Origin of the sequence: Lelliottia sp. JS-SCA-14 (genome assembly GCF_035593345.1) — a bacterium.
GTDB classification, from domain to species: domain Bacteria; phylum Pseudomonadota; class Gammaproteobacteria; order Enterobacterales; family Enterobacteriaceae; genus Enterobacter; species Enterobacter wanjuensis.
Map to the genome: position 1 here is coordinate 3956201 of NZ_CP141606.1, position 21657 is coordinate 3977857.

A 21657-nucleotide genomic window follows, 5' to 3' on the forward strand; every position below is an offset into this window, starting at 1 on the left:
TCACAGGATTGTCGTTACGGCAGACTATACTGCGAGATCGTCATTAGAGGAAATTGATAATTTTAATCCCTAATAAGTGTGACTAATAATCGCGGATTGGGATTACGACAAACGTTTTCATTGAGGATTTAGCGTATGCTGAAGGTACCAGCAACCGTACCAAAGGAATGGATATGAAGCATAACGCGAAGGCTTTACTCTTCTGTGCCGGATGGGTCGTTGCCAGTGTGTGGGCCGCCACCGCCAGCGCGACCACAACGTTGCGCTATACGGATCATGAACCGTACGGAAACATGCGCACCCGGCTCATCAAAGAGACCTTTTTTAGAGCAATTGAGACCGAATCGATCGGCCGCCTGAAAATCGAGGCGCACTGGAACGGCGAGCTTTCTACCAGCTACGACGCCCTGAAGACCCTCAGCCGGGGCGATGTCGCAGATATCGGGATTGTGGTTCCCGAATACACGCCGGATCTGCTCCCGCGACACCAGATATTTAAGAGCTTCCCCCTCGGGCCCGCCAGCGGCAATGCCCAGGTGGCAACTTTTCGACGCATCTTCAGCGAGTATCGCCAGTTCGGGAACGAGCTGGAAAAAAATAACCTCGTGAACCTGCAATTTTTCCTCAGCTATCCGGTCGGTTTTTTCACCACCCAACCCAACGTCAAACTGGATCAGCTAAACGGCAGCAAATGGCGTACCGCCAGCTTTTGGCACCAGTCCTTTTTACGCAACGCGGGTGGCGTGCCGGTGAGTATGCCGTGGAATGACAACATCACCAACGCGCTGGCGGACGGGCAGCTTGACGGCCTGATGGTTAACCTCGACAGCGGATACGATATTCATGCCGAGCGTGCAGCCCCTCATATTCAGCTTTCCCCTTCCCTGTGGCTCGGCCATGTGTATCTGCTGGTGATGAATAAAACGGTCTGGGATGGTCTCGACGTGAAGGATCGCGGTGCCATCAGACGGGCCGCTGCCGCGACGCAAAGACGTCTCGGGCCAGCGCAAGACGCGAATCTGCTTGAGATGGTTAACAGGATGAAAAAAGAGGGCGCATCCATTCACTACCTGACGAACCAGGAGCTGGAGGCCTGGCAAACCGCCACCGGATATCAGCAGGTTCAGGCTGAATGGGTGACTGAGCAGGAAGATAAAGGGATAACGGATGCAGGCCTGCTGATGAAGGGTGTCAGCGCTATTGTTAACGACGTCATAAGATAAAAAAAGCCCGCCGGGATCCCCCAGCGGGCATGGTCTTTCCGGGCGGATTTACTCGCTCGCACCTTCTTTCACGCGTTTGAAGTTCACGTCCATCTGCGGATACGGGAAGCTAATGCCGTTGGCGTCAAATTCACGTTTGATGCGCTCCAGCACGTCCCAGTACACGTTCTGCAGGTCGCCGCTTTTGCTCCAGATACGCACCACGAAATTGATCGATGACGCCCCCAGTTCGTTCAGGCGCACGGTCATTTCGCGGTCTTTGATGATGCGCTCATCCGACTCAATGATGCGGGTAAGCAGCGCTTTCACCTGATCGATATCAGAATCGTACGCCACGCTGATCAACAGCTCGTTACGACGCACCGGCTCGCGGGAGAAGTTAATGATGTTCCCGGCGATGATTTTCCCGTTTGGTACTACCACGATACGCCCATCAACGGTGCGCAGGGTGGTGGAGAAAATCTGCACCTGCAGCACGGTCCCGGCGATGCCGCCTAAATCGACATACTCACCGGAGCGGAACGGACGGAAGGTTACCAGCAGCACGCCTGCCGCCAGGTTTGAGAGGGAACCCTGCAGGGCCAGACCGATAGCCAGACCGGCAGCACCGAGTACCGCGATGACGGACGCCGTCTGCACCCCGACGCGCCCCAGCGCAGCAATCAGCGTAAAGGCAATAATGCCGTAGCGCACCAGCGCCGAGAGGAAATCTGCTACCGTGGCGTCAATCTGACGCGCGCGCATCACGCGGTTGATCGCATTGGACACCACGCGTGCCACGATCATCCCGACGATAATAATCGCAATTGCTGCCACGATGTTTACCGCATAACTCAGCAGCAGCGCCTGGTTGCGCACCAGCCAGGTGCCCGCATTGTTAATGCCATCGACTACACCGAGATCATCCATTCATTCTTCCTTTTCTAATCCAGACAAAAAAAATCCATCTCACTTGGGAGACAGGCAGGTTAGTAAAGGGTAAACAAAAAGCGCGGATTATGCCAAACAGATCACAAATTTCGCCGATGCAGCCCGTTGAAAAGGCATAAAAAAAGGCCCGCAGTGCGGGCCTCTTTAACGCTTTTCAGCAACTCAAATTACAGAACGTCAACCGCGTTCAGCTCTTTGAATGCCTGCTCCAGACGGGTGATCATAGAGGTCTGGGCAGAACGCAGCCATACGCGTGGATCATAGTATTTCTTGTTCGGCTGGTCTTCGCCTTTCGGGTTGCCCAGTTGGCCTTGCAGGTAAGCTTCGTTGGTTTTGTAGTACTGCAGGATGCCGTCCCAGGTTGCCCATTGGGTATCGGTATCGATGTTCATTTTGACTACACCGTAGCTTACGGAATCTTTGATTTCCTGAGCAGAAGAACCGGAACCGCCGTGGAAGACAAAGTTCAGGCTGTTGTGCGGCAGGTTGTGTTTCTTAGAAACGTATTCCTGAGAATCGCGCAGGATAGTCGGGGTCAGAACCACGTTACCTGGCTTGTAAACGCCGTGTACGTTACCGAAAGATGCCGCGATGGTGAAACGTGGGCTGATTTTGCTCAGCTCGGTGTACGCGTAATCAACATCTTCTGGCTGAGTGTACAGTGCAGAAGCGTCCATGTGGCTATTGTCCACGCCGTCTTCTTCACCGCCGGTGCAACCCAGTTCGATTTCCAGGGTCATGTCCATTTTGGACATACGCGCCAGGTATTTGGAGCAGATTTCGATGTTTTCGTGCAGTGACTCTTCAGACAGGTCGATCATGTGAGAAGAGAACAGTGGCTTACCGGTCGCTGCGAAGTGTTTTTCACCCGCGTCCAGCAGACCGTCGATCCACGGCAGCAGTTTCTTCGCGCAGTGGTCAGTGTGGAGGATAACGGGAACACCGTAGTGCTCAGCCATCTGGTGTACGTGGTGCGCACCAGAGATTGCGCCCAGGATTGCTGCGCCCTGAGGAACGTCAGTTTTCACGCCTTTACCGGCGATGAATGCTGCGCCACCGTTAGAGAACTGTACGATAACCGGCGCTTTCACTTTTGCAGCGGTTTCCAGTACGGCGTTAATGGAGTCGGTACCCACGCAGTTAACTGCCGGCAGAGCAAAGTTGTTTTCTTTAGCTACCTGGAACACTTTCTGAACGTCATCACCAGTGATCACGCCAGGTTTTACGAAATCAAAAATTTTAGACATGTTACGTAGTCCTGTATCTTCGGCCGTTAGAAAAGGTGCGAGCTCTAAAAAGCACGCTGAAATTTGGGCAGGTTTCCCTGCCCATGAATGGCTTACTTCTTAGCGCGCTCTTCGAGCATTGCTACTGCTGGCAGAACTTTGCCTTCCACGAATTCGAGGAATGCGCCGCCACCAGTGGAGATGTAGGAGATTTTGTCGGAAATACCGAACAGGTCGATAGCCGCCAGAGTATCGCCGCCGCCTGCGATGGAGAACGCTTCGCTGTCTGCGATTGCGTTAGCCACGATTTCAGTCCCTTTACGGAAGTTAGGGAATTCGAACACGCCAACCGGGCCATTCCACAGAATGGTTTTCGCGTTTTTCAGGATGTCGGCCAGTTTCTGTGCAGACACGTCGCCCAGGTCCAGGATCTGCTCTTCATCTTTGATGTCGTTAACAGATTTCAGGGTCGCGGTCGCGGTTTCAGAGAACTCGGTTGCCACGCGAACGTCCGTTGGGACCGGGATATCGCAGGTAGTCAGCAGACGTTTTGCTTCGTCAACCAGGTCCGCTTCGTACAGGGATTTACCCACGTTGTGGCCTTGAGCAGCAACGAAGGTGTTCGCGATACCACCGCCAACGATCAGCTGGTCAGCGATTTTAGACAGGGAATCCAGAACGGTCAGTTTGGTAGACACTTTAGAACCGCCAACGATAGCGACCATTGGACGTGCTGGTTCTTTCAGTGCTTTACCCAGTGCTTCCAGTTCGTCAGCCAGCAGTGGACCTGCACACGCGACGTCTGCGAATTTACCGATACCGTGAGTAGAAGCCTGCGCACGGTGAGCGGTACCGAATGCATCCATCACGAATACGTCGCACAGGGCAGCGTATTTCTTGGACAGCGCTTCGTCGTCTTTCTTCTCGCCTTTGTTGAAGCGAACGTTTTCCAGAACAACCAGTTCACCTGCAGCCACTTCCACGCCGTCCAGGTAATCTTTCACCAGACGTACCGGGTTAGACAGTTTGTCTTTCAGGTAGTTAACAACTGGCAGCAGAGAGAATTCTTCGTTGTACTCGCCTTCGGTCGGACGACCCAGGTGAGAGGTTACCATCACTTTCGCACCCTGTTTCAGTGCCAGTTCGATGGTTGGCAGAGAAGCACGAATACGCGCATCGCTGGTCACTTTGCCATCTTTAACAGGTACGTTCAGATCGGCACGGATGAAAACGCGTTTACCTGCCAGATCCAGATCGGTCATCTTAATTACAGACATGGTGAATCCTCTCGTTGATTCTTAAAGTTTTGCATGCGCACTTTGCGCCCTACCTGAAACCTTGTGCGGCCATGGCTAACGTGGTGTCGAGCATCCTGTTAGCAAAGCCCCATTCATTATCGCACCACACCAGCGTTTTGATGAGGTGAGCACCGCTGACCCGCGTCTGTGTGCCATCAACAATGGCACTGTGCGGATCGTGGTTAAAATCTACTGAGACCAACGGTAATTCCGTATAGTCAACTATACCATGAAATGCTCCCTGTGCTGCTTTTTGCAGCAACAGGTTGACTTCATTAGCTTTTACCGGTTTCTTCACGGTAACACTGAGGTCAATCGCGGTGACATTTATGGTCGGCACGCGAACCGCAATGGCTTCAAAACGATCGTTAAACTGGGGGAAAATACGGGTAATCCCCGCCGCCAGTTTCGTATCCACCGGAATGATGGACTGACTCGCCGCGCGCGTGCGACGAAGGTCCGGGTGATACGCGTCGATAACCTGCTGGTCGTGCATGGCGGAGTGGATCGTGGTGACTGTACCCGACTCAATGCCATACGCGTCGTCTAACAGTTTGATGACCGGAATAATGCAGTTTGTGGTGCAGGAGGCATTGGAGACAATACGGTGTTCGGCTTGCAGCTCGAGATGGTTCACGCCGTAGACGACGGTTGCGTCAAGATCGTGACCACCGGGATGGGAAAACAGCACTTTCTTCGCGCCTGCTGCCAGATGCGCCTCGCCGTGTTCGCGATTGCCGTACACGCCGGTGCAGTCCAGCACCACATCCACACCCAACTCACGCCACGGCAGCGCTTCAATGCTGCGCTCATGCAGGACGCGAATCACATCATCGCCGACGAACAGTTGCTCTCTTTCCTGGCGAACGTCCCAGGCAAAGCGCCCATGGCTGGTATCGTATTTCAACAAATGCGCCATACCCGCCGCGTCTGCCAGTTCATTGACAGCCACTACGGTGATTTCCGCCCGACGCCCGGATTCATATAAAGCACGAACCACGTTACGTCCGATGCGACCAAAGCCATTAATCGCTACGCGTACGGTCATAGGTCTCCTGCAAGGCTATCCCTGAATTGAAGTGGCTGAAAGAGTAATCCAGCTACGCTCGGAGGGGAATCCTTGCCTGTCACAAACTGCGACTGATTGGTCAATTGTCGAACATTTAATCGACTGAAACGCTTCAGCAAGAATAAGCGAAACGGGGAATAAAAGGAACGTTCACCCCGAGAGATTCGCCATTTATCTGACTTGCGTCACATTTCTTCGCCCATTTACGCTGGAATTATTCCACTCAGGCGAAAACATATTCGCCCTCTGCCGTCATCTGCAACGTCAGATCCGCCGGATGACTATGGCAAAGAACACGTTCGACGTTTGGACCGTCTGTGCGCAGGTAAAAAGCCTCGGCATCTGCCTGAGATAAACCGCCCGCCCGCTTGCGCTGGACCAGACGTTCACGCAGGGCAGCAGCAGGTGCGCTGATAAACAGGGAAAAATCACAGAACTCACCCAAAGCGCGCCACTTATCGTCATCCAGCAGCAGCCAGTTGCCTTCCACAATCACCACGGGTGCCGTCACCCTGATGGCCGACTCCACCGGGTCGTGTTTTTGCCGACTGTACTGGGGCCAGTCGCCGTCCCCGTCGCGGATCTGACGCAAATTTGCCGCCAGCTTGTCGACGTCAAAGGTCTCGGGAGCGCCTTTAAAAGGCCGCAGATTGTGCGCATCCAGCCAGGCGTTGTAGTGGTGAAAACCATCCATCGGCAGCGTCTGGATTTCCGGTAAATCCGGGTCCTGACGGGAGAGCGTTTCCCAGAACGTGGTCAGAGTCGACTTCCCCGTTCCCGGCGGTGCGCTCAGGAAAACAAGGGTTCGACGATGAGGGGTTAAAGCGTGGCGCTTCGCAATCTGTTGCAGCAGCGGGATATGAACGTTTTGAATCTCATGGTCTGAATAATACGCATCAATCTGTAATCCATTCACCATCTGGCCGATTTTCACGGGGTTAATTCCTTTATTATCGTCGTTATCGCCAGCGTTAATGCCGTCTTCACCATGGCGGTAAATCGAACTTCAGACCAGGCGGCAAAGTCGGCAAATTTCATTGCGTTGAGCGCATTGAATAACGTTGCGTTGCGGGTGATGGTGTTAACGTTGCTGATAAAATCCCAGGTAATATCATCCGCAAAACCCGGGATCTCATCCTGCTCTCTGAGATACTGATAAAACTGGGAAAAATGGGTGATATCCGCATACAGCCATTTATCCATTTTCCCCAGCGCATAAATCAGACGCAAAGCAACATCAATATCATCCAGCGGCCCGCTTTGGGCGAGTAACGGCTTCACTGCATATTCGAGGATTTCTTCATCATTATTCACGAACAGCGACGGCAGGAAGTGCTTTATACTTCGCAGCAAAATGTCATTTGCCGTCGTCATAAACGAAAGTAAATTATCCTGAGCGTCCAGTTGCTCAAGCACATCATCTTCTGTCAGCGTCGTCATTCGTTTCTCGATAAATCACCATGAATGCAGAGAGTCTATTATATTACACGTTCGATCTGCGCCACCGATCAGTAAAGTTTGCGTGCGCACGCCGTTCGTGACCTGTTGAATACCGCTAACGAGATCGCCCCCTGTCACGCCGGTGGCTGAGAAGATGACGTCCTCCCCTTTCACCAGCTCGCCAAGGGAATAGACGCGGTTGATCTCAACGCCCATCGCCTTACAGCGGGTGCGTTCCTCCTCCGCTACCCGACGGTGTTCCGCCGACTCGCCTTTCGCCTGACAAAAATCGATCAGCTCCGCCTGCATATCTCCACCTAATGCTTTGACGGCACAGGCCGAGATCACCCCTTCCGGCGCACCGCCGACGGTGTACATTAAGTCATACTGATTGTCCTGCAGACAGGTCAGCACGCTGGCCGCCACGTCACCGTCCGGCAGAGCGAAGACTTTCACGCCAAGCCGTGTCGCCTCATTAATCGCCTCGCGCGATCGCGGCTTATCCAGCGTCACCATGCGCAGACGTTCCAGAGGCCTACCCAGCGCCAGCGCGACGTTACGCAGGTTGTCCGCCAGCGGGAGGGCAAGATTAATCGCCCCCTTCGCCAGCCGGTTAACCACCAGCTTTTTCATGTACATATCGGGAGCGTGGAGCAAACTGCCCTGCGGGGCAAAGGCCATGACGGCCAGGGCGTTGCTCTGCCCCATCGCCACCATGCGCGTGCCTTCAATCGGGTCCACGGCGATATCCACGTGAGGCCCGGCCCCCTGCCCGACCTCTTCGCCAATCCACAGCATCGGCGCGCGGTCGATTTCGCCTTCACCGATGACAATGCGCCCGCGAATGTCCATCTGATTGAGCGCCTGGCGCATCGCGGAAACCGCCAGCCCGTCGATTTTGTTTTTATCGCCGCAACCGATTTGCGGCCAGGCCGCCAGCGCGGCCTGTTCCGTGGTACGAAAGAGCGGCCATGCAAGTGACATCATGCCACCGCCTCCCCTGTATCTACGCCGAAGTGGGCCAGCAGATATTTCTCGGCCTGCTCGTTCCAGATGCCGTGGGTCTCGGCGACCAGCAGCGCGAGCTGTTTAAACAGCGGATCGGTTTTCCCTTTTTCGGCAAAATCAGCAATCGCCGTGAGGGGCATGGTGACGCCGTTGTAGATGAGCTTCTTGCCGCCGGGAATGTTGGGCAGGTTCAGCACAGTTTCTGGCACCGCATCCAGCCCGCCGATGTGGGTGACCATGAATGAAGGCTGCAGTTTTCCGGAGGCACTGAGCGCAATCGCCTCTTTCATGTCGTCCGTGGAGCCGCCGGAAGTGCCGACAACGTGGGTGCTGTTGTAGTGCACATTGTAGAAGTTAAAGGGCACCTTGAAGTTTTTATCCGTCGGTCCGGCGAAAAAGTTCAGGCAGCCATCTTCCGCCAGCAGCTCATCGGCCATCTCCACCACCGCCGGAACCGCGGCGTAGACAAAGACGTCGTCGAAACCGGCATCATCCGTGAGGGCGCGCAGCTCGGCTGTCGGGTCCTTCATATTCGCAGTGTTCACATAGATAAGCTCAATCCCCCTGGCCGCCGCCAGCTCAACGGGCAACAGTTTGCTCGCCTGCGCCAGTCGGGCTTCATCAATATCCACCACCACGATGCGCGAAGGCTGGATCCCGCCGTTGATGGCGTAATCAATCGCGCCAATGCCCATCGGCCCGGCGCACGCCAGCAGCGCCAGATTCCCGCCGGGCTTTATTCCCATGCGATGTTCATACACATACTGGGTGGTGTGATAATTGGCGTTGTACGCGCCAATTATGCAGCACGTCGGTTCTGCCAGCGACGCGGCGGCAAAATAAGAACCGTGATAGGGCAAAACACAGCCCATATTAACAGCCACTTCCGGAATAATCATATAAGTCGCATTGCCGCCAAAATATTCATAGCTGTAGCCTGCGGAATAACCTGTCGGTAATCCCATGGCTGGCTGCAATACAAATCGCTGCCCTTTTTTATATTGTCCCGTGAGGTTTTTTCCCACTTCAACAATCACACCCGCACATTCATGCCCGGTTATCACCGGATGGTTTTCTAAATCATCCGGCACGCGTTTGTGTTCGCTGCCTAATAATGCTGCTTTCCAGGTGGACAGGCAGACGCTGTCAGAAATCACACTCACCAGTAATTCATTATCGGTTATCGCGGGCAATTCGAATTCACGCAGACGTACATCGCCCTTGCCGTATATTGCAGCAACTTTCGTTTTCATAGTAAACCTCTACAACAGACGTTAAATTTCAGCGGTCAGTTTTTTAAATAAAATGTCGAGCTGCGGGTCGCCGATATAATTATTTATCAGCACCAGCGGTTTTTCACAGACGCGTTTTACTCGTCCTTCCAGACTGGAATGTGTCACCACAATATCGGCATCATCCGGAACATTCTCGATGGCATAATGTTTAACGTCGATGGCAAGGCCGCTTTTCTCAAGGCGCTTACGAAACGTCGTCGCGCCCATCGCACTGGAGCCCATACCCGCATCACAGACAAACGCGATGCGTTGAACATGGCGCAGGGAAAACGCGCCCTCCTGCTTCATGTTTTTTACCGCTTTGGCAGACTCGGCAAACTGATCTTCACTTTCCGTTTCGACCGTTTTTTCCATTTTCAAAATTAACGCTGTGACAGCAAAGGTCACGAGGGTTCCGACCGTCACACCGGCAATGGTGGCTAAAAACGATCCCTTCGGCGTCAAGGCGAGATAGGCAAAGATAGACCCCGGACTCGGACCGGCCACCAGCCCGCCGCCCAGCAGATTGAAGGTCCAGGTTCCGCACATCCCGCCCGCAATCATCCCGATCAGGGTGAGCGGCTTCATCAGCACATACGGGAAGTAGAGTTCATGAATCCCGCCTAAGAAGTGGATAATCATCGCGCCCGGCGCGGAGCGTTTACTCATCCCTTTGCCAAAAAGGCTAAACGCCAGCAGCAACCCCAAGCCCGGCCCGGGGTTTGACGCCACCATAAAGAAGATCGATTTCCCGTCCACAGAGGCCTGCTGCATGCCCAGCGGATAATACACGCCCTGATCGATGGCATTGTTGAGGAACAGAATTTTGGCCGGTTCATTGATGACCGAGAGCAGCGGCAAATAACCCGCGTGGACCAGCGCCTCAATGCACTCTTTCACGAAGTTGTTGGCAATCAGCACGGCCGGGCCAATCACTTCAAACCCCAGCAGGCACAGCAACATACCGGCGATACCGAGCGAGAAGTTATTGATCACCATCTCAAACCCGGCGGGAATACGTTTTTCCAGCACCCGGTCGATATGTTTGATGATCAGGCCACCCAGCGGCCCCATGATCATCGATCCCAAAAACATAGGAATATCAGCACCGATGATCACGCCAATGGTGCCGATACCGCCCATCACCGCACCGCGTTTACCACCAATGAGATGACCCCCGGTCGAACCAATCATCACCGGCAGCAAATAGGTGATCATAGGGCCGACGATTTTGGCGAAATGCTCATTCGGCAGCCAGCCGGTGGGAATAAATAACGCCGTAATTAAACCCCAGGCAATAAAGGCACCGATATTGGGGATGACCATTGCGGTCAAAAAGCCCCCAAAAGCCTGGACTTTTGCGCGAGCAGACTTATTTTCCATGATGTTATCCTGTGAAGGAAAGTAGGATTATGCGTGAGCGATAATATCCGCGAGCTGTTTTTCGGTATGACATTCTAACAGTGCGGCTAACTGATCATCTTCCGATAACAGTTCGCTGAGCGCCTGAATGGCACCAATATGTGAATCCGCGTCCGCAGCAGATAAACCAATTAAGAGTTTTACCGGCTCATTGGTTTCACTAAAAAAGACACCTTCCTGTAATAAGGTAAGGGACATGCCTGTTTTTAATGCGCCATATTCTGGCCTGGCATGGGGCATTGCCACGCCCGGAGCCAGAATATAATAAGGGCCATTATTCAACGTGGATTCTTTAATAGCGTCAATATACTGTGCATTAACATAATTTTGTTTCAGCAGCGGAGCCATGGATAAATCAATCGCCTCCTGCCAGTCTCGCGCCGCCTTTTTTACCGTGATAGATGCTTCAGGGAAATAATTGATTAGTCGCATGAGCACTCTCTTATTTTTAGGTACTGTAGGGTCTAAAAATAAAATACTCGCGCAAAAGGGTGAAAGCAAACAGGCGGGAATGGGGATACTGCTCGAAATCTTAATTTTGAAACTTGATAGATAACAATGCGTTATTTACTTAAATAAAAAATGCAACCCTATAAATGAGATCTGAATTACAAATACCACAAAAAGTCATTATATCAATTTGTGATACTAATCACTTTTAATCTCTTGCCAGATTGAAATTAAGTGATCGCGCTCATAAAAAAACCAGGTGATATTTCTATGCACCTGGCCTTGTTCCGTCGGCCCGGCTAACGAAATGCCGCCGGGCATGACTGCGATTACAGCAGTTCTTTCGCTTTCGCGACTACGTTCTCAACGGTGAAGCCGAACTCTTCGAACAGCAGTTCTGCAGGTGCAGACTCGCCGAAGGTGGTCATCCCGACGATAGCGCCGTTCAGGCCCACGTATTTGAACCAGTAGTCAGCGATACCCGCTTCTACGGCAACGCGCGCAGAAACCGCTTTTGGCAGTACGGATTCACGGTAAGCGGCATCCTGCTTGTCGAACGCGTCGGTAGACGGCATGGAAACCACGCGCGCTTTCACGCCTTCGGCAGACAGTTTGTCCCACGCAGCAACCGCCAGTTCAACTTCAGAACCGGTAGCGATGATGATCAGCTGCGGCTGCGAACCTGCGCAATCTTTCAGCACGTAACCTCCGCGAGCGATGTTAGCCAGCTGCTCTTCGGTACGATCCTGCTGTGCCAGGTTCTGACGGGAGAGGATCAGCGCGGTAGGACCGTCCTGACGCTCAACGCCATATTTCCACGCTACCGCGGACTCAACCTGGTCACATGGACGCCATGTGGACATGTTCGGGGTCACACGCAGAGACGCGACCTGCTCAACCGGCTGGTGAGTCGGGCCATCTTCGCCCAGACCGATAGAGTCGTGGGTGTAGACCATCACCTGACGCTGTTTCATCAGCGCAGCCATACGCACGGCGTTACGCGCATATTCCACGAACATCAGGAAGGTGGAGGTGTACGGCAGGAAACCGCCGTGCAGGGAAATACCGTTCGCAATCGCGGTCATACCGAATTCACGCACACCGTAATGGATGTAGTTACCGGCGGTATCTTCGTTGATCGCTTTAGAGCCAGACCAGATGGTCAGGTTAGACGGTGCCAGGTCAGCAGAGCCGCCGAGGAATTCTGGCAGCAGCGGACCGAAAGCTTCGATCGCATTCTGAGACGCTTTACGGCTGGCGATTTTCGCCGGGTTAGCCTGCAGTTTGGCGATGATTTCGTTCGCTTTCGCTGCGAAATCTTCCGGCATGTCACCTTTCATACGACGGGTGAATTCAGCCGCTTCCTGAGGGAAGGCTTTGGCGTAGGCCGCGAACTTCTCGTTCCAGACGGACTCTTTCGCCTGGCCTGCTTCTTTCGCGTCCCACTGAGCATAGATCTCAGACGGGATTTCGAATGGCGCATATTTCCAGCCCAGCTGTTCGCGGGTCAGCGCGATTTCTGCGTCGCCCAGCGGTGCGCCGTGGGAATCGTGGGTACCGGCTTTGTTTGGCGAACCGAAACCGATGATGGTTTTGCACATCAGCAGGGACGGTTTGTCAGTGACCGCACGCGCTTCTTCTACTGCGCGTTTGATCGCCGCTGCGTCGTGGCCATCAACGCCACGCACCACGTGCCAGCCGTAGGCTTCGAAACGTTTAGCGGTGTCGTCAGTGAACCAGCCTTCAACGTGACCATCGATGGAGATGCCGTTGTCATCGTAGAACGCTACCAGTTTGCCCAGTTTCAGGGTACCAGCCAGGGAGCACACTTCGTGAGAAATGCCTTCCATCATGCAGCCGTCGCCCATGAAGGCGTAGGTGAAGTGGTCAACGATGTCGTGGCCCGGACGGTTGAACTGCGCCGCCAGGGTTTTCTCAGCAATCGCCATACCCACCGCATTCGCAATACCCTGGCCCAGCGGACCGGTAGTGGTCTCAACGCCAGCGGTGTAACCCACTTCCGGGTGACCTGGGGTTTTGGAGTGCAGCTGACGGAAGTTCTTCAGCTCTTCGATTGGCAGCGCATAACCTGTGAGGTGCAACAGGCTATAGATCAGCATAGAGCCGTGGCCGTTGGACAGTACGAAACGGTCACGGTCAGCCCAGGACGGGTTCTGAGGGTTATGGTTCAGGAAATCACGCCACAGGACTTCGGCAATGTCAGCCATACCCATAGGGGCACCCGGGTGACCGGATTTGGCTTTCTGTACTGCGTCCATGCTCAGCGCACGAATAGCATTAGCAAGCTCTTTACGTGAGGACATTTTAACTCCAGATCGGACTGTTAAAGGCCGTGCCCTTGACGACAGCGCGTTTTGGGCTATGCCAGAAAAAAGTGCCAACAATGTAACCCAAGCGACAAAGCATGTACATGGAGCATTCTTTTGCCCTTTAAGAAATCTCTGGATCATGCTCGCATGTTGCGCAATCTACTCGCCCGGGCCTCCAGATATTCCTTATACTTAGCTCGACTGCGGCTTCGCTGCCGGAGCATTTTTCAGACTTTTTTCAGTTAACGAGTACGGAAGCAACATCATGAAAATGCGTGCAATAGTGCTGGCCCTGGGTACGACGCTGCTGCTGAGCGGCTGTCAAAATATGGATTCAAACGGTCTGATGAGTTCTGGTGCAGAGGCTTTCCAGGCCTATTCCCTGAGCGATGCGCAGGTCAAAGCCTTGAGCGATCAGGCGTGCAAAGACATGGACGCCAAAGCGACCATCGCCCCCGCCAGTAGCACGTACGCACAGCGTCTGAATAAGATTGCCGCCGCGCTGGGCGATAACATCAACGGTCAGCCGGTGAACTACAAAGTCTACATGGCGAAAGACGTGAACGCGTTTGCGATGGCGAACGGCTGTATCCGCGTCTACAGCGGCCTGATGGATATGATGACGGACAACGAAGTCGAAGCGGTGATCGGCCATGAAATGGGCCACGTCGCACTCGGTCACGTGAAGAAAGGGATGCAGGTAGCGCTCGGCACCAACGCCGTGCGTGCAGCGGCAGCCTCTGCGGGCGGGATCGTCGGTAGTCTGTCTCAGTCCCAGCTCGGCGACGTGGGTGAAAAACTGGTCAATTCCCAGTTCTCCCAGCGTCAGGAATCCGAAGCGGATGACTACTCTTACGATCTGTTGCGCAAACGCGGGATCAATCCGTCAGGGTTAGCCACCAGCTTTGAGAAACTGGCCAAACTGGAAGAAGGCCGTCAAAGCTCAATGTTTGACGATCACCCGGCTTCAGCCGAACGCGCGCAGCACATTCGCGATCGCATGGCGGCAGACGGCATTAAATAAAAAAAGCCGGGTGGCGGCTACGCCTTACCCGGCCTACAAAGGCCCGGTAAGCGCTGCGCCACCGGGCGATTTCTTGATTACTCGCCTTTCTTCGCCGCCTGGATGTAGAGCATTTCCAGCGCCAGCGTTGCCGCCGCCAGAGCGGTGATTTCAGACTGATCGTAAGCTGGCGCCACTTCCACGACGTCCATCCCCACGATATTCAGATCTTTCAGACCGCGAACCAGTTTGATTGCACGATCAGACGTCAGACCGCCGATCACCGGCGTACCGGTACCCGGTGCAAACGCAGGGTCCAGACAGTCGATGTCAAAGGTGAGATATACCGGCATATCGCCCACAATCTGCTTCACCTGAGCGATGATATCGTCCACGCCGCGATCGTTCACCTGGCAGGCGTCCAGCACGGTGAAGCCGTTGTCTTTGTCGAACTCAGTACGAATACCGATCTGCACAGAGTGGTTCGGATCGATCAGTCCTTCGTTCGGCGCAGTGTAGAACATGGTGCCGTGGTCAAACTCGCAGCCGTTCGCGTAGGTGTCGGAGTGGGCATCGAAATGGACCAGCGCCATTTTACCGAAATGCTTGGCGTGAGCACGCAGCAGCGGCAGCGTCACGAAGTGGTCACCGCCGAAAGAGAGCATACGCTTGCCGGCAGCCAGCAGTTTCTCGGCGTGCGCCTGTAGTTTTTCGCTCATCTCACGCGCGTCGCCGAAGGCATACACCAGGTCGCCGCAGTCGACGACATTCAGGCGTTCGCGCATATCGAAGTTCCACGGGAAGCGGTTGTGCTCCCAGGCCAGGTTGGTGGAAACCTGACGGATCGCCGCCGGGCCGTGACGGCCACCGGCACGACCGGAAGTCGCCATATCAAACGGAACGCCGGTGATGACCCAGTCAGCGTCGCTGTCGTACGGCTGGAAGTTCATCGGAAGACGTAAAAAACCAAACGCGTTAGATACCAGAGAGTTGTCGTACTGATGACCTAAAGTGCTCATGTCCTGACCTCGTGTAGAGTCGATACAAGAAAATAGATGAAAAAAAATCCCCTCCGCGTCGTTAAACCCGACGAGGAAGGGATTGATTCGGAAACTGCATATTGGGGCGAATTATCGCCGTTAATTCGTACAGGTTCAAGTATCCCGTAGGCCCGGTAAGCGCAGCGCCACCGGGCATGAGCGGTTACTCGTCTTCCAGATAGGTGTACCCGTACAGACCCGCTTCAAACTCTTCCAGGAACTGCTGCTGTAGCGCGGCGTCCAGGTCGGTGTTTTTCACCTGATCGCGGAACTGAGTCAGCAGTTTTTTCGGATCCAGCTGCACGTATTCCAGCATATCCGCCACAGTGTCGCCCTCGTCGGAAAGCTCCACTTCAACGTTGCCGTCAGGGAAGACAAACACGTCAACCGCTTCGGTATCACCGAACAGGTTATGCATGTTGCCCAAAATTTCCTGATACGCGCCGACCATAAAGAAGCCCAGCATTGGCGGGTTCTCTGGATCGTACTCCGGCATCGGCATGGTGGTGGCGATCCCGTCGCCGTCCACGTAGTGATCGATAGCGCCGTCGGAGTCGCAGGTGATATCCAGCAGCACCGCGCGGCGTTCCGGCGCGTGATTCAGCCCTTCCAGCGGCAGAACCGGGAACAGCTGATCGATACCCCAGGCATCCGGCATCGACTGGAACAGGGAGAAGTTGACGTAAATCTTATCCGCCATACGTTCCTGGAGTTCGTCGATAATCGGACGGTGCGCACGGTTGCTCGGGTCGAGCTGTTTCTGCACTTCGTGACACATGTTCAGATACAGCTGCTCGGCCCAGGCACGCTCCTGCAGGCTGAAAGTGCCGGATGAATAGCCGACGTGAATGTCGTGCAGATCCATCTGGCTGTCGTGCAGCCATTCGCGCAGGGAGCGACGGTTGCCCGGCTCATGCATCTCCTGCCAGGTTTCCCACATGTTTTGCAGGGCACGCGGCGCATCGTCCTGCGGCGGAGTCGCTTCGGTATTTTCGCTGCGCTCCACGCCGATGATGTTGGAGACCAGCACCGTGTGGTGCGCAGTCACCGCGCGACCAGACTCGGTGATCACCGTTGGATGCGGCAAACCGTTCTCTTCGCAGGCATCGCCGATCGCCCAGATAATGTTGTTGGCGTATTCGTTCAGGCCGTAGTTCACGGAGCAGTCAGACTGCGAGCGCGTGCCTTCATAGTCCACGCCCAGACCGCCGCCCACATCGAAGCATTCGATGTTCACGCCAAGCTTATGCAGCTCAACGTAGAAACGCGCGGATTCACGTACGCCCGTGGCGATATCACGAATGTTGGCCATCTGCGACCCGAGGTGGAAGTGCAGCAGCTGGATGCTGTCCAGACGACCGCGCTCGCGCAGCATTTCCACCAGCTGCAGAACCTGCCCTGCCGCCAGACCGAATTTGGATTTTTCGCCGCCCGAGGACTGCCATTTACCGGAGCCCTGGGACGCCAGACGCGCACGCACGCCGAGGCGCGGCACCACGTTCAGACGCTCGGCTTCTTCCAGCACGATGGCGATTTCCGTCATCTTCTCGATAACCAGATAGACCTTGTGGCCCATCTTCTCGCCAATCAGCGCCAGACGAATGTATTCGCGGTCTTTATAGCCGTTACAGACGATCACCGAGCGCGTCATACCGGCGTGCGCCAGTACCGCCATCAGTTCCGCTTTAGAACCGGCTTCCAGACCCAGTGGTTCACCGGAGTGGATCAGGGATTCAATGACGCGACGATGCTGGTTCACCTTAATCGGATAGACCAGGAAGTAGTCGCCCTTGTAACCATAGGACTCACGCGCACGCTTGAACGCGGCGTTAATGGAGCGCAAACGGTGTTGCAGGATCTGCGGGAAGCAGAACAGTGCAGGCAGACGTTGGCCTTGCGCTTCGCGCGCTTTCACCAGTTTGGCGAGATCCACACGAGCTTCCGGTACGTCAGGATCCGGGCAAACGCTGATATGGCCCAGTTCGTTGACGTCGTAGTAGTTATTACCCCACCAGGCAATATTGTATGTGCGCAGCATCTTGCTGGCCTCTTCGGAGCTCATCGCAACCTCCTGCATAGAACGTAGTACACCCTGTTCGCCCGCTGACGAAGGCGAAACCGAAGACATGTCGTCAGACATAGCGAACCTCAACTCTTTGTATTAAGTGTAAAACAGTTGACTACTATCGCAGTGTCACACCGCGATAACAACCCATAAACGGCCCCGTCTTCCAGCAGAGTGTGCTGAAATCCAGACCGTGCGACCGGTTTCTTATTCATATCATTGTAAAACACGTAACCGAACTCTGTATGACAAGGTTCGGAGAAACCACGAGATAACTCCTGAATTAACAAGAGCGCCCTTGTTCAGTTTTCACAAAGCGGATGGCCGGCCCTGGAATCCTGAGAAGCACCGAAATGGGTATAACATCGGCAGGTTTGCAGAATAGAAATGCGAGTGGCGGGAAACAGACGTACGCCAGAACGGCGTAACTGAGTTAGCGGAAAACGATGGTTCATTATCGGGTATCACCTCCACGGCCGCCTTCAGAAGACGAACCTCAAGCCAAAGCTAAGTATTCACTGCTCAACCCGGCTGGAAGTGGCGACACGATGAAATCATCGAGCGCTTTTTTGTATGAGCCGCGCGCCGCGTTTTATACCGATAAGAGGGGCAAAATGCAAAACATTAATGCGCACCTTGCCAGCACCGTCAGGAAAAATTTCCACCTGCGATTTCAGCACAATGAGAGCGGGGTCAAAAAAAACTGGAAATCGGGCGAAGAAGTGACCTAAAATAGCCGTCCAGATGTTAATCCATCTATACTGATTAACACTCAGACTGCCGGTGTTATTTACCTGCAGGTCTTGGTAGAATCGTCTTCTACGGCCATTGCGCACAGCAGTTTGAGCTTACCAAATACTCCTTAGGTGAAATATAACATGGCAAAACACCTGTTTACGTCCGAGTCTGTATCAGAAGGGCATCCTGATAAAATCGCTGACCAAATCTCCGATGCAGTGCTGGATGCGATCCTGGAACAGGATCCTAAAGCGCGCGTGGCGTGCGAAACCTATGTCAAAACGGGCATGGTTCTGGTTGGTGGTGAGATCACCACCAGTGCATGGGTTGATATCGAAGAGATCACCCGTAACACCGTGCGTGAAATCGGCTACGTGCATTCTGATATGGGCTTTGATGCCAACTCTTGCGCCGTTTTGAGCGCGATTGGCAAACAGTCCCCGGACATCAACCAGGGCGTTGACCGTACCGACCCGCTCGAGCAGGGTGCTGGCGACCAGGGCCTGATGTTTGGCTACGCAACCAACGAAACTGACGTGCTGATGCCTGCGCCAATCACTTACGCTCACCGTCTGGTGCAGCGTCAGGCTGAAGTGCGTAAAAACGGCACGCTGCCGTGGCTGCGCCCGGATGCAAAAAGCCAGATCACTTTCCAGTATGACGACGGCAAAATCGTCGGCATCGACGCGGTTGTTCTGTCGACTCAGCACTCCGAAGACGTTGCGCTTAAAACGCTGCAGGAAGCGGTAATGGAAGAGATCATTAAGCCGGTTCTGCCTGCAGAATGGCTGAATGCCTCGACCAAATACCACATCAACCCGACTGGCCGTTTTGTTATCGGTGGCCCAATGGGCGACTGCGGTCTGACCGGTCGTAAGATCATCGTTGATACCTACGGCGGCATGGCTCGTCACGGTGGCGGCGCGTTCTCCGGTAAAGATCCGTCTAAAGTTGACCGTTCTGCGGCGTACGCGGCACGTTATGTGGCGAAAAACATCGTTGCTGCGGGCCTGGCCGATCGCTGTGAGATTCAGGTTTCCTACGCCATCGGCGTGGCAGAACCGACCTCCATCATGGTCGAAACCTTCGGTACTGAGAAGATCTCTACCGAACAGCTGACCCTGCTGGTGCGCGAGTTCTTCGACCTGCGTCCATACGGCCTGATCCAGATGCTGGATCTGCTGCACCCAATCTACAAAGAAACCGCTGCATACGGTCACTTTGGTCGCGAACATTTCCCATGGGAAAAAACCGACAAAGCCGCCCTGCTGCGTGAAGCTGCCGGTCTGAAGTAATCGACCGATAGCGTTTGAAAAGGCCAGCCTTGTGCTGGCCTTTTGCATTTGTGCGTGCTGCCTTTGTCGGGTGGCGCTGCGCTTACCCGACCTACGAGCTATGGTTTTGTAGGTCGGGTAAGGCGTAGCCGCCACCCGACAATAAACCACCTAATGAAACCGATTACACCACCCTCTACAACCCTTCATTTCAGATTAATCTCTTTGCATGTTCTGCCTTCATCTGCTGTTACATTTCATTTCAGTTAAGTCTGAAACTGTCCCAAACGGGATGCACATCAACAGAATTAACACTATATTTTCATAGCTTTAATAATACTGACAGTTTGCATCGAGTGTAACCGATTACACCAACGTGAGATATGTCACATATTTTTACGTCGTACTCACCTACCCTTTACATTGATAAAATTGATAACCCAACTGGAGGGCATAATGCCTGACAATAAAAAACAGGGGCGTACGTCCAACAAGGCGATGACATTCTTTGTCTGCTTCCTCGCAGCCCTGGCAGGACTTCTTTTCGGCCTGGATATCGGCGTCATTGCCGGTGCTTTACCCTTCATCACCGATGAATTCCAGATTAGCCCGCACACCCAGGAATGGGTGGTGAGCTCCATGATGTTCGGTGCTGCCGTCGGTGCCGTCGGCAGCGGCTGGCTCTCCTATCGCCTCGGGCGAAAAAAGAGCCTGATGATCGGCGCGATTCTGTTTGTCGCCGGTTCGCTCTGCTCTGCCGCCGCGCCTAACGTCGAAGTGCTGATTATCTCTCGCGTACTGCTCGGCCTGGCGGTCGGCGTGGCGTCGTATACCGCCCCGCTCTACCTGTCGGAAATTGCGCCGGAGAAAATTCGCGGCAGCATGATCTCCATGTACCAGCTGATGATCACCATCGGTATCCTCGGCGCGTACCTGTCTGATACCGCGTTCAGCTACAGCGGCGCATGGCGCTGGATGCTGGGTGTGATTATCATCCCGGCGATTCTGCTGCTGATTGGCGTCTTCTTCCTGCCGGATAGCCCGCGCTGGTATGCCGCTAAGCGCCGCTTCCACGACGCGGAACGTGTGCTGATGCGCCTGCGTGATACCAGCGCAGAAGCCAAACATGAACTCGATGAAATCCGCGAAAGCCTGAAGGTCAAACAGACCGGCTGGGCGCTGTTTAAAGAGAACAGCAACTTCCGTCGCGCGGTGTTCCTCGGCGTGCTGCTGCAGGTGATGCAACAGTTCACCGGGATGAACGTCATCATGTACTACGCGCCAAAAATCTTTGAACTGGCGGGCTACACCAACACCACCGAACAGATGTGGGGAACCGTGATCGTCGGTCTGACCAACGTGCTGGCGACCTTTATCGCCATCGGCCTGGTGGACCGCTGGGGCCGTAAACCGACGCTGACCTTAGGCTTCCTGGTGATGGCAGTCGGCATGGGCGTGCTGGGGACCATGATGCATGTGGGCATTCACTCCGCGACCGCGCAGTACTTTGCCGTGGGGATGCTGCTGATGTTTATCGTCGGGTTTGCGATGAGTGCCGGTCCGCTGATTTGGGTCCTGTGTTCCGAAATCCAGCCGCTGAAAGGGCGTGATTTCGGTATCACCTGCTCAACCGCCACCAACTGGATCGCCAACATGATCGTCGGCGCAACCTTCCTGACCATGCTCAATACGCTCGGCAACGCCAACACCTTCTGGGTGTACGGCGGTCTGAACCTGTTCTTTATTGTTCTGACCCTGTGGCTGGTTCCTGAAACCAAACACGTTTCCCTGGAACATATCGAACGTAACCTGATGAAAGGTCGTCCGCTGCGCGAGATTGGCGCCAGCAACTAAGAACCCTGCCCGG

General features: G+C 54.3%; 19 protein-coding genes. 5 read left to right on the forward strand and 14 right to left on the reverse strand.

Going from position 1 to position 21657, the window contains the following annotated elements:
- Positions 1-173: 173 nt before the first annotated feature.
- Complete coding sequence (gene dctP, locus U9O48_RS18410; protein ID WP_324722951.1) at positions 174-1223, forward strand: TRAP transporter substrate-binding protein DctP; 1050 nt, start codon at positions 174-176, stop codon at positions 1221-1223.
- Positions 1224-1271: 48 nt separating this feature from the next.
- Here the strand turns inward: dctP and U9O48_RS18415 are convergent, their stop codons facing one another.
- The 11 genes from U9O48_RS18415 to tkt all read right to left on the reverse strand — a co-directional run bounded on the left by U9O48_RS18415 (position 1272) and on the right by tkt (position 13664).
- Positions 1272-2132, reverse strand: coding sequence for a small-conductance mechanosensitive channel MscS (locus U9O48_RS18415; protein ID WP_282494411.1), 861 nt, complete (start codon positions 2130-2132; stop codon positions 1272-1274).
- Between the two features lie 188 nt (positions 2133-2320).
- Entirely contained in the window at positions 2321-3400 is a 1080-nt protein-coding gene (gene fbaA / locus U9O48_RS18420; protein ID WP_095283281.1) for a class II fructose-bisphosphate aldolase, read from the reverse strand.
- A 92-nt stretch (positions 3401-3492) separates the two neighbouring features.
- On the reverse strand, positions 3493-4656 hold the full coding sequence (gene pgk, locus U9O48_RS18425) for a phosphoglycerate kinase (RefSeq protein ID WP_282494410.1): 1164 nt from the start codon (positions 4654-4656) through the stop codon (positions 3493-3495).
- 49 nt (positions 4657-4705) lie between these two features.
- Complete coding sequence (gene epd / locus U9O48_RS18430) at positions 4706-5725, reverse strand: erythrose-4-phosphate dehydrogenase (RefSeq protein WP_285143807.1); 1020 nt, start codon at positions 5723-5725, stop codon at positions 4706-4708.
- Positions 5726-5969: 244 nt separating this feature from the next.
- Positions 5970-6680, reverse strand: coding sequence for a nucleoside/nucleotide kinase family protein (locus U9O48_RS18435; RefSeq protein WP_324722952.1), 711 nt, complete (start codon positions 6678-6680; stop codon positions 5970-5972).
- Positions 6677-7186, reverse strand: a complete 510-nt coding sequence (locus U9O48_RS18440; protein ID WP_285153973.1) for an MltR family transcriptional regulator — start codon at positions 7184-7186, stop codon at positions 6677-6679. Before U9O48_RS18440 ends, U9O48_RS18435 begins: the two co-directional genes overlap by 4 nt.
- Positions 7187-7201: 15 nt before the next feature.
- Positions 7202-8173, reverse strand: coding sequence for a class II fructose-bisphosphatase (gene glpX, locus U9O48_RS18445; RefSeq protein WP_324722953.1), 972 nt, complete (start codon positions 8171-8173; stop codon positions 7202-7204).
- Positions 8170-9447, reverse strand: coding sequence for a zinc-binding dehydrogenase (locus U9O48_RS18450; protein WP_324722954.1), 1278 nt, complete (start codon positions 9445-9447; stop codon positions 8170-8172). The genes glpX and U9O48_RS18450 overlap by 4 nt, the downstream gene beginning before the upstream one ends.
- A 21-nt stretch (positions 9448-9468) precedes the next feature.
- A complete protein-coding gene (locus U9O48_RS18455; RefSeq protein WP_282494404.1) occupies positions 9469-10851 on the reverse strand; it encodes a PTS mannitol transporter subunit IICB in 1383 nt (460 codons plus the stop codon).
- A 27-nt stretch (positions 10852-10878) separates the two neighbouring features.
- Positions 10879-11322, reverse strand: coding sequence for a PTS mannitol transporter subunit IIA (gene cmtB / locus U9O48_RS18460; protein WP_285148373.1), 444 nt, complete (start codon positions 11320-11322; stop codon positions 10879-10881).
- A 347-nt stretch (positions 11323-11669) separates the two neighbouring features.
- On the reverse strand, positions 11670-13664 hold the full coding sequence (gene tkt, locus U9O48_RS18465; RefSeq protein WP_095283284.1) for a transketolase: 1995 nt from the start codon (positions 13662-13664) through the stop codon (positions 11670-11672).
- Positions 13665-13935: 271 nt separating this feature from the next.
- Between tkt and U9O48_RS18470 the strand changes: the two genes are divergently transcribed.
- Complete coding sequence (locus tag U9O48_RS18470; protein WP_095283285.1) at positions 13936-14694, forward strand: M48 family metallopeptidase; 759 nt, start codon at positions 13936-13938, stop codon at positions 14692-14694.
- A gap of 77 nt (positions 14695-14771) precedes the next feature.
- On the opposite strand, the gene speB is transcribed toward U9O48_RS18470, so the two are convergent.
- The 3 genes from speB to yqgB form a co-directional block, all read right to left on the reverse strand.
- Positions 14772-15692, reverse strand: a complete 921-nt coding sequence (speB, locus tag U9O48_RS18475) for an agmatinase (protein ID WP_324722955.1) — start codon at positions 15690-15692, stop codon at positions 14772-14774.
- A 184-nt stretch (positions 15693-15876) separates the two neighbouring features.
- Complete coding sequence (gene speA, locus U9O48_RS18480) at positions 15877-17853, reverse strand: biosynthetic arginine decarboxylase (protein WP_282494402.1); 1977 nt, start codon at positions 17851-17853, stop codon at positions 15877-15879.
- A gap of 8 nt (positions 17854-17861) precedes the next feature.
- Positions 17862-17993, reverse strand: a complete 132-nt coding sequence (yqgB, locus tag U9O48_RS18485; RefSeq protein ID WP_285143996.1) for an acid stress response protein YqgB — start codon at positions 17991-17993, stop codon at positions 17862-17864.
- A 231-nt stretch (positions 17994-18224) separates the two neighbouring features.
- Between yqgB and yqgC the strand changes: the two genes are divergently transcribed.
- The 3 genes from yqgC (at position 18225) to U9O48_RS18500 (ending at position 21644) form a co-directional block, all read left to right on the forward strand.
- Complete coding sequence (yqgC, locus tag U9O48_RS18490; protein WP_285143812.1) at positions 18225-18509, forward strand: protein YqgC; 285 nt, start codon at positions 18225-18227, stop codon at positions 18507-18509.
- Between the two features lie 147 nt (positions 18510-18656).
- On the forward strand, positions 18657-19811 hold the full coding sequence (metK, locus tag U9O48_RS18495; protein WP_095283288.1) for a methionine adenosyltransferase: 1155 nt from the start codon (positions 18657-18659) through the stop codon (positions 19809-19811).
- 435 nt (positions 19812-20246) lie between these two features.
- Complete coding sequence (locus tag U9O48_RS18500) at positions 20247-21644, forward strand: sugar porter family MFS transporter (protein WP_282494399.1); 1398 nt, start codon at positions 20247-20249, stop codon at positions 21642-21644.
- Positions 21645-21657 lie beyond the last annotated feature (13 nt).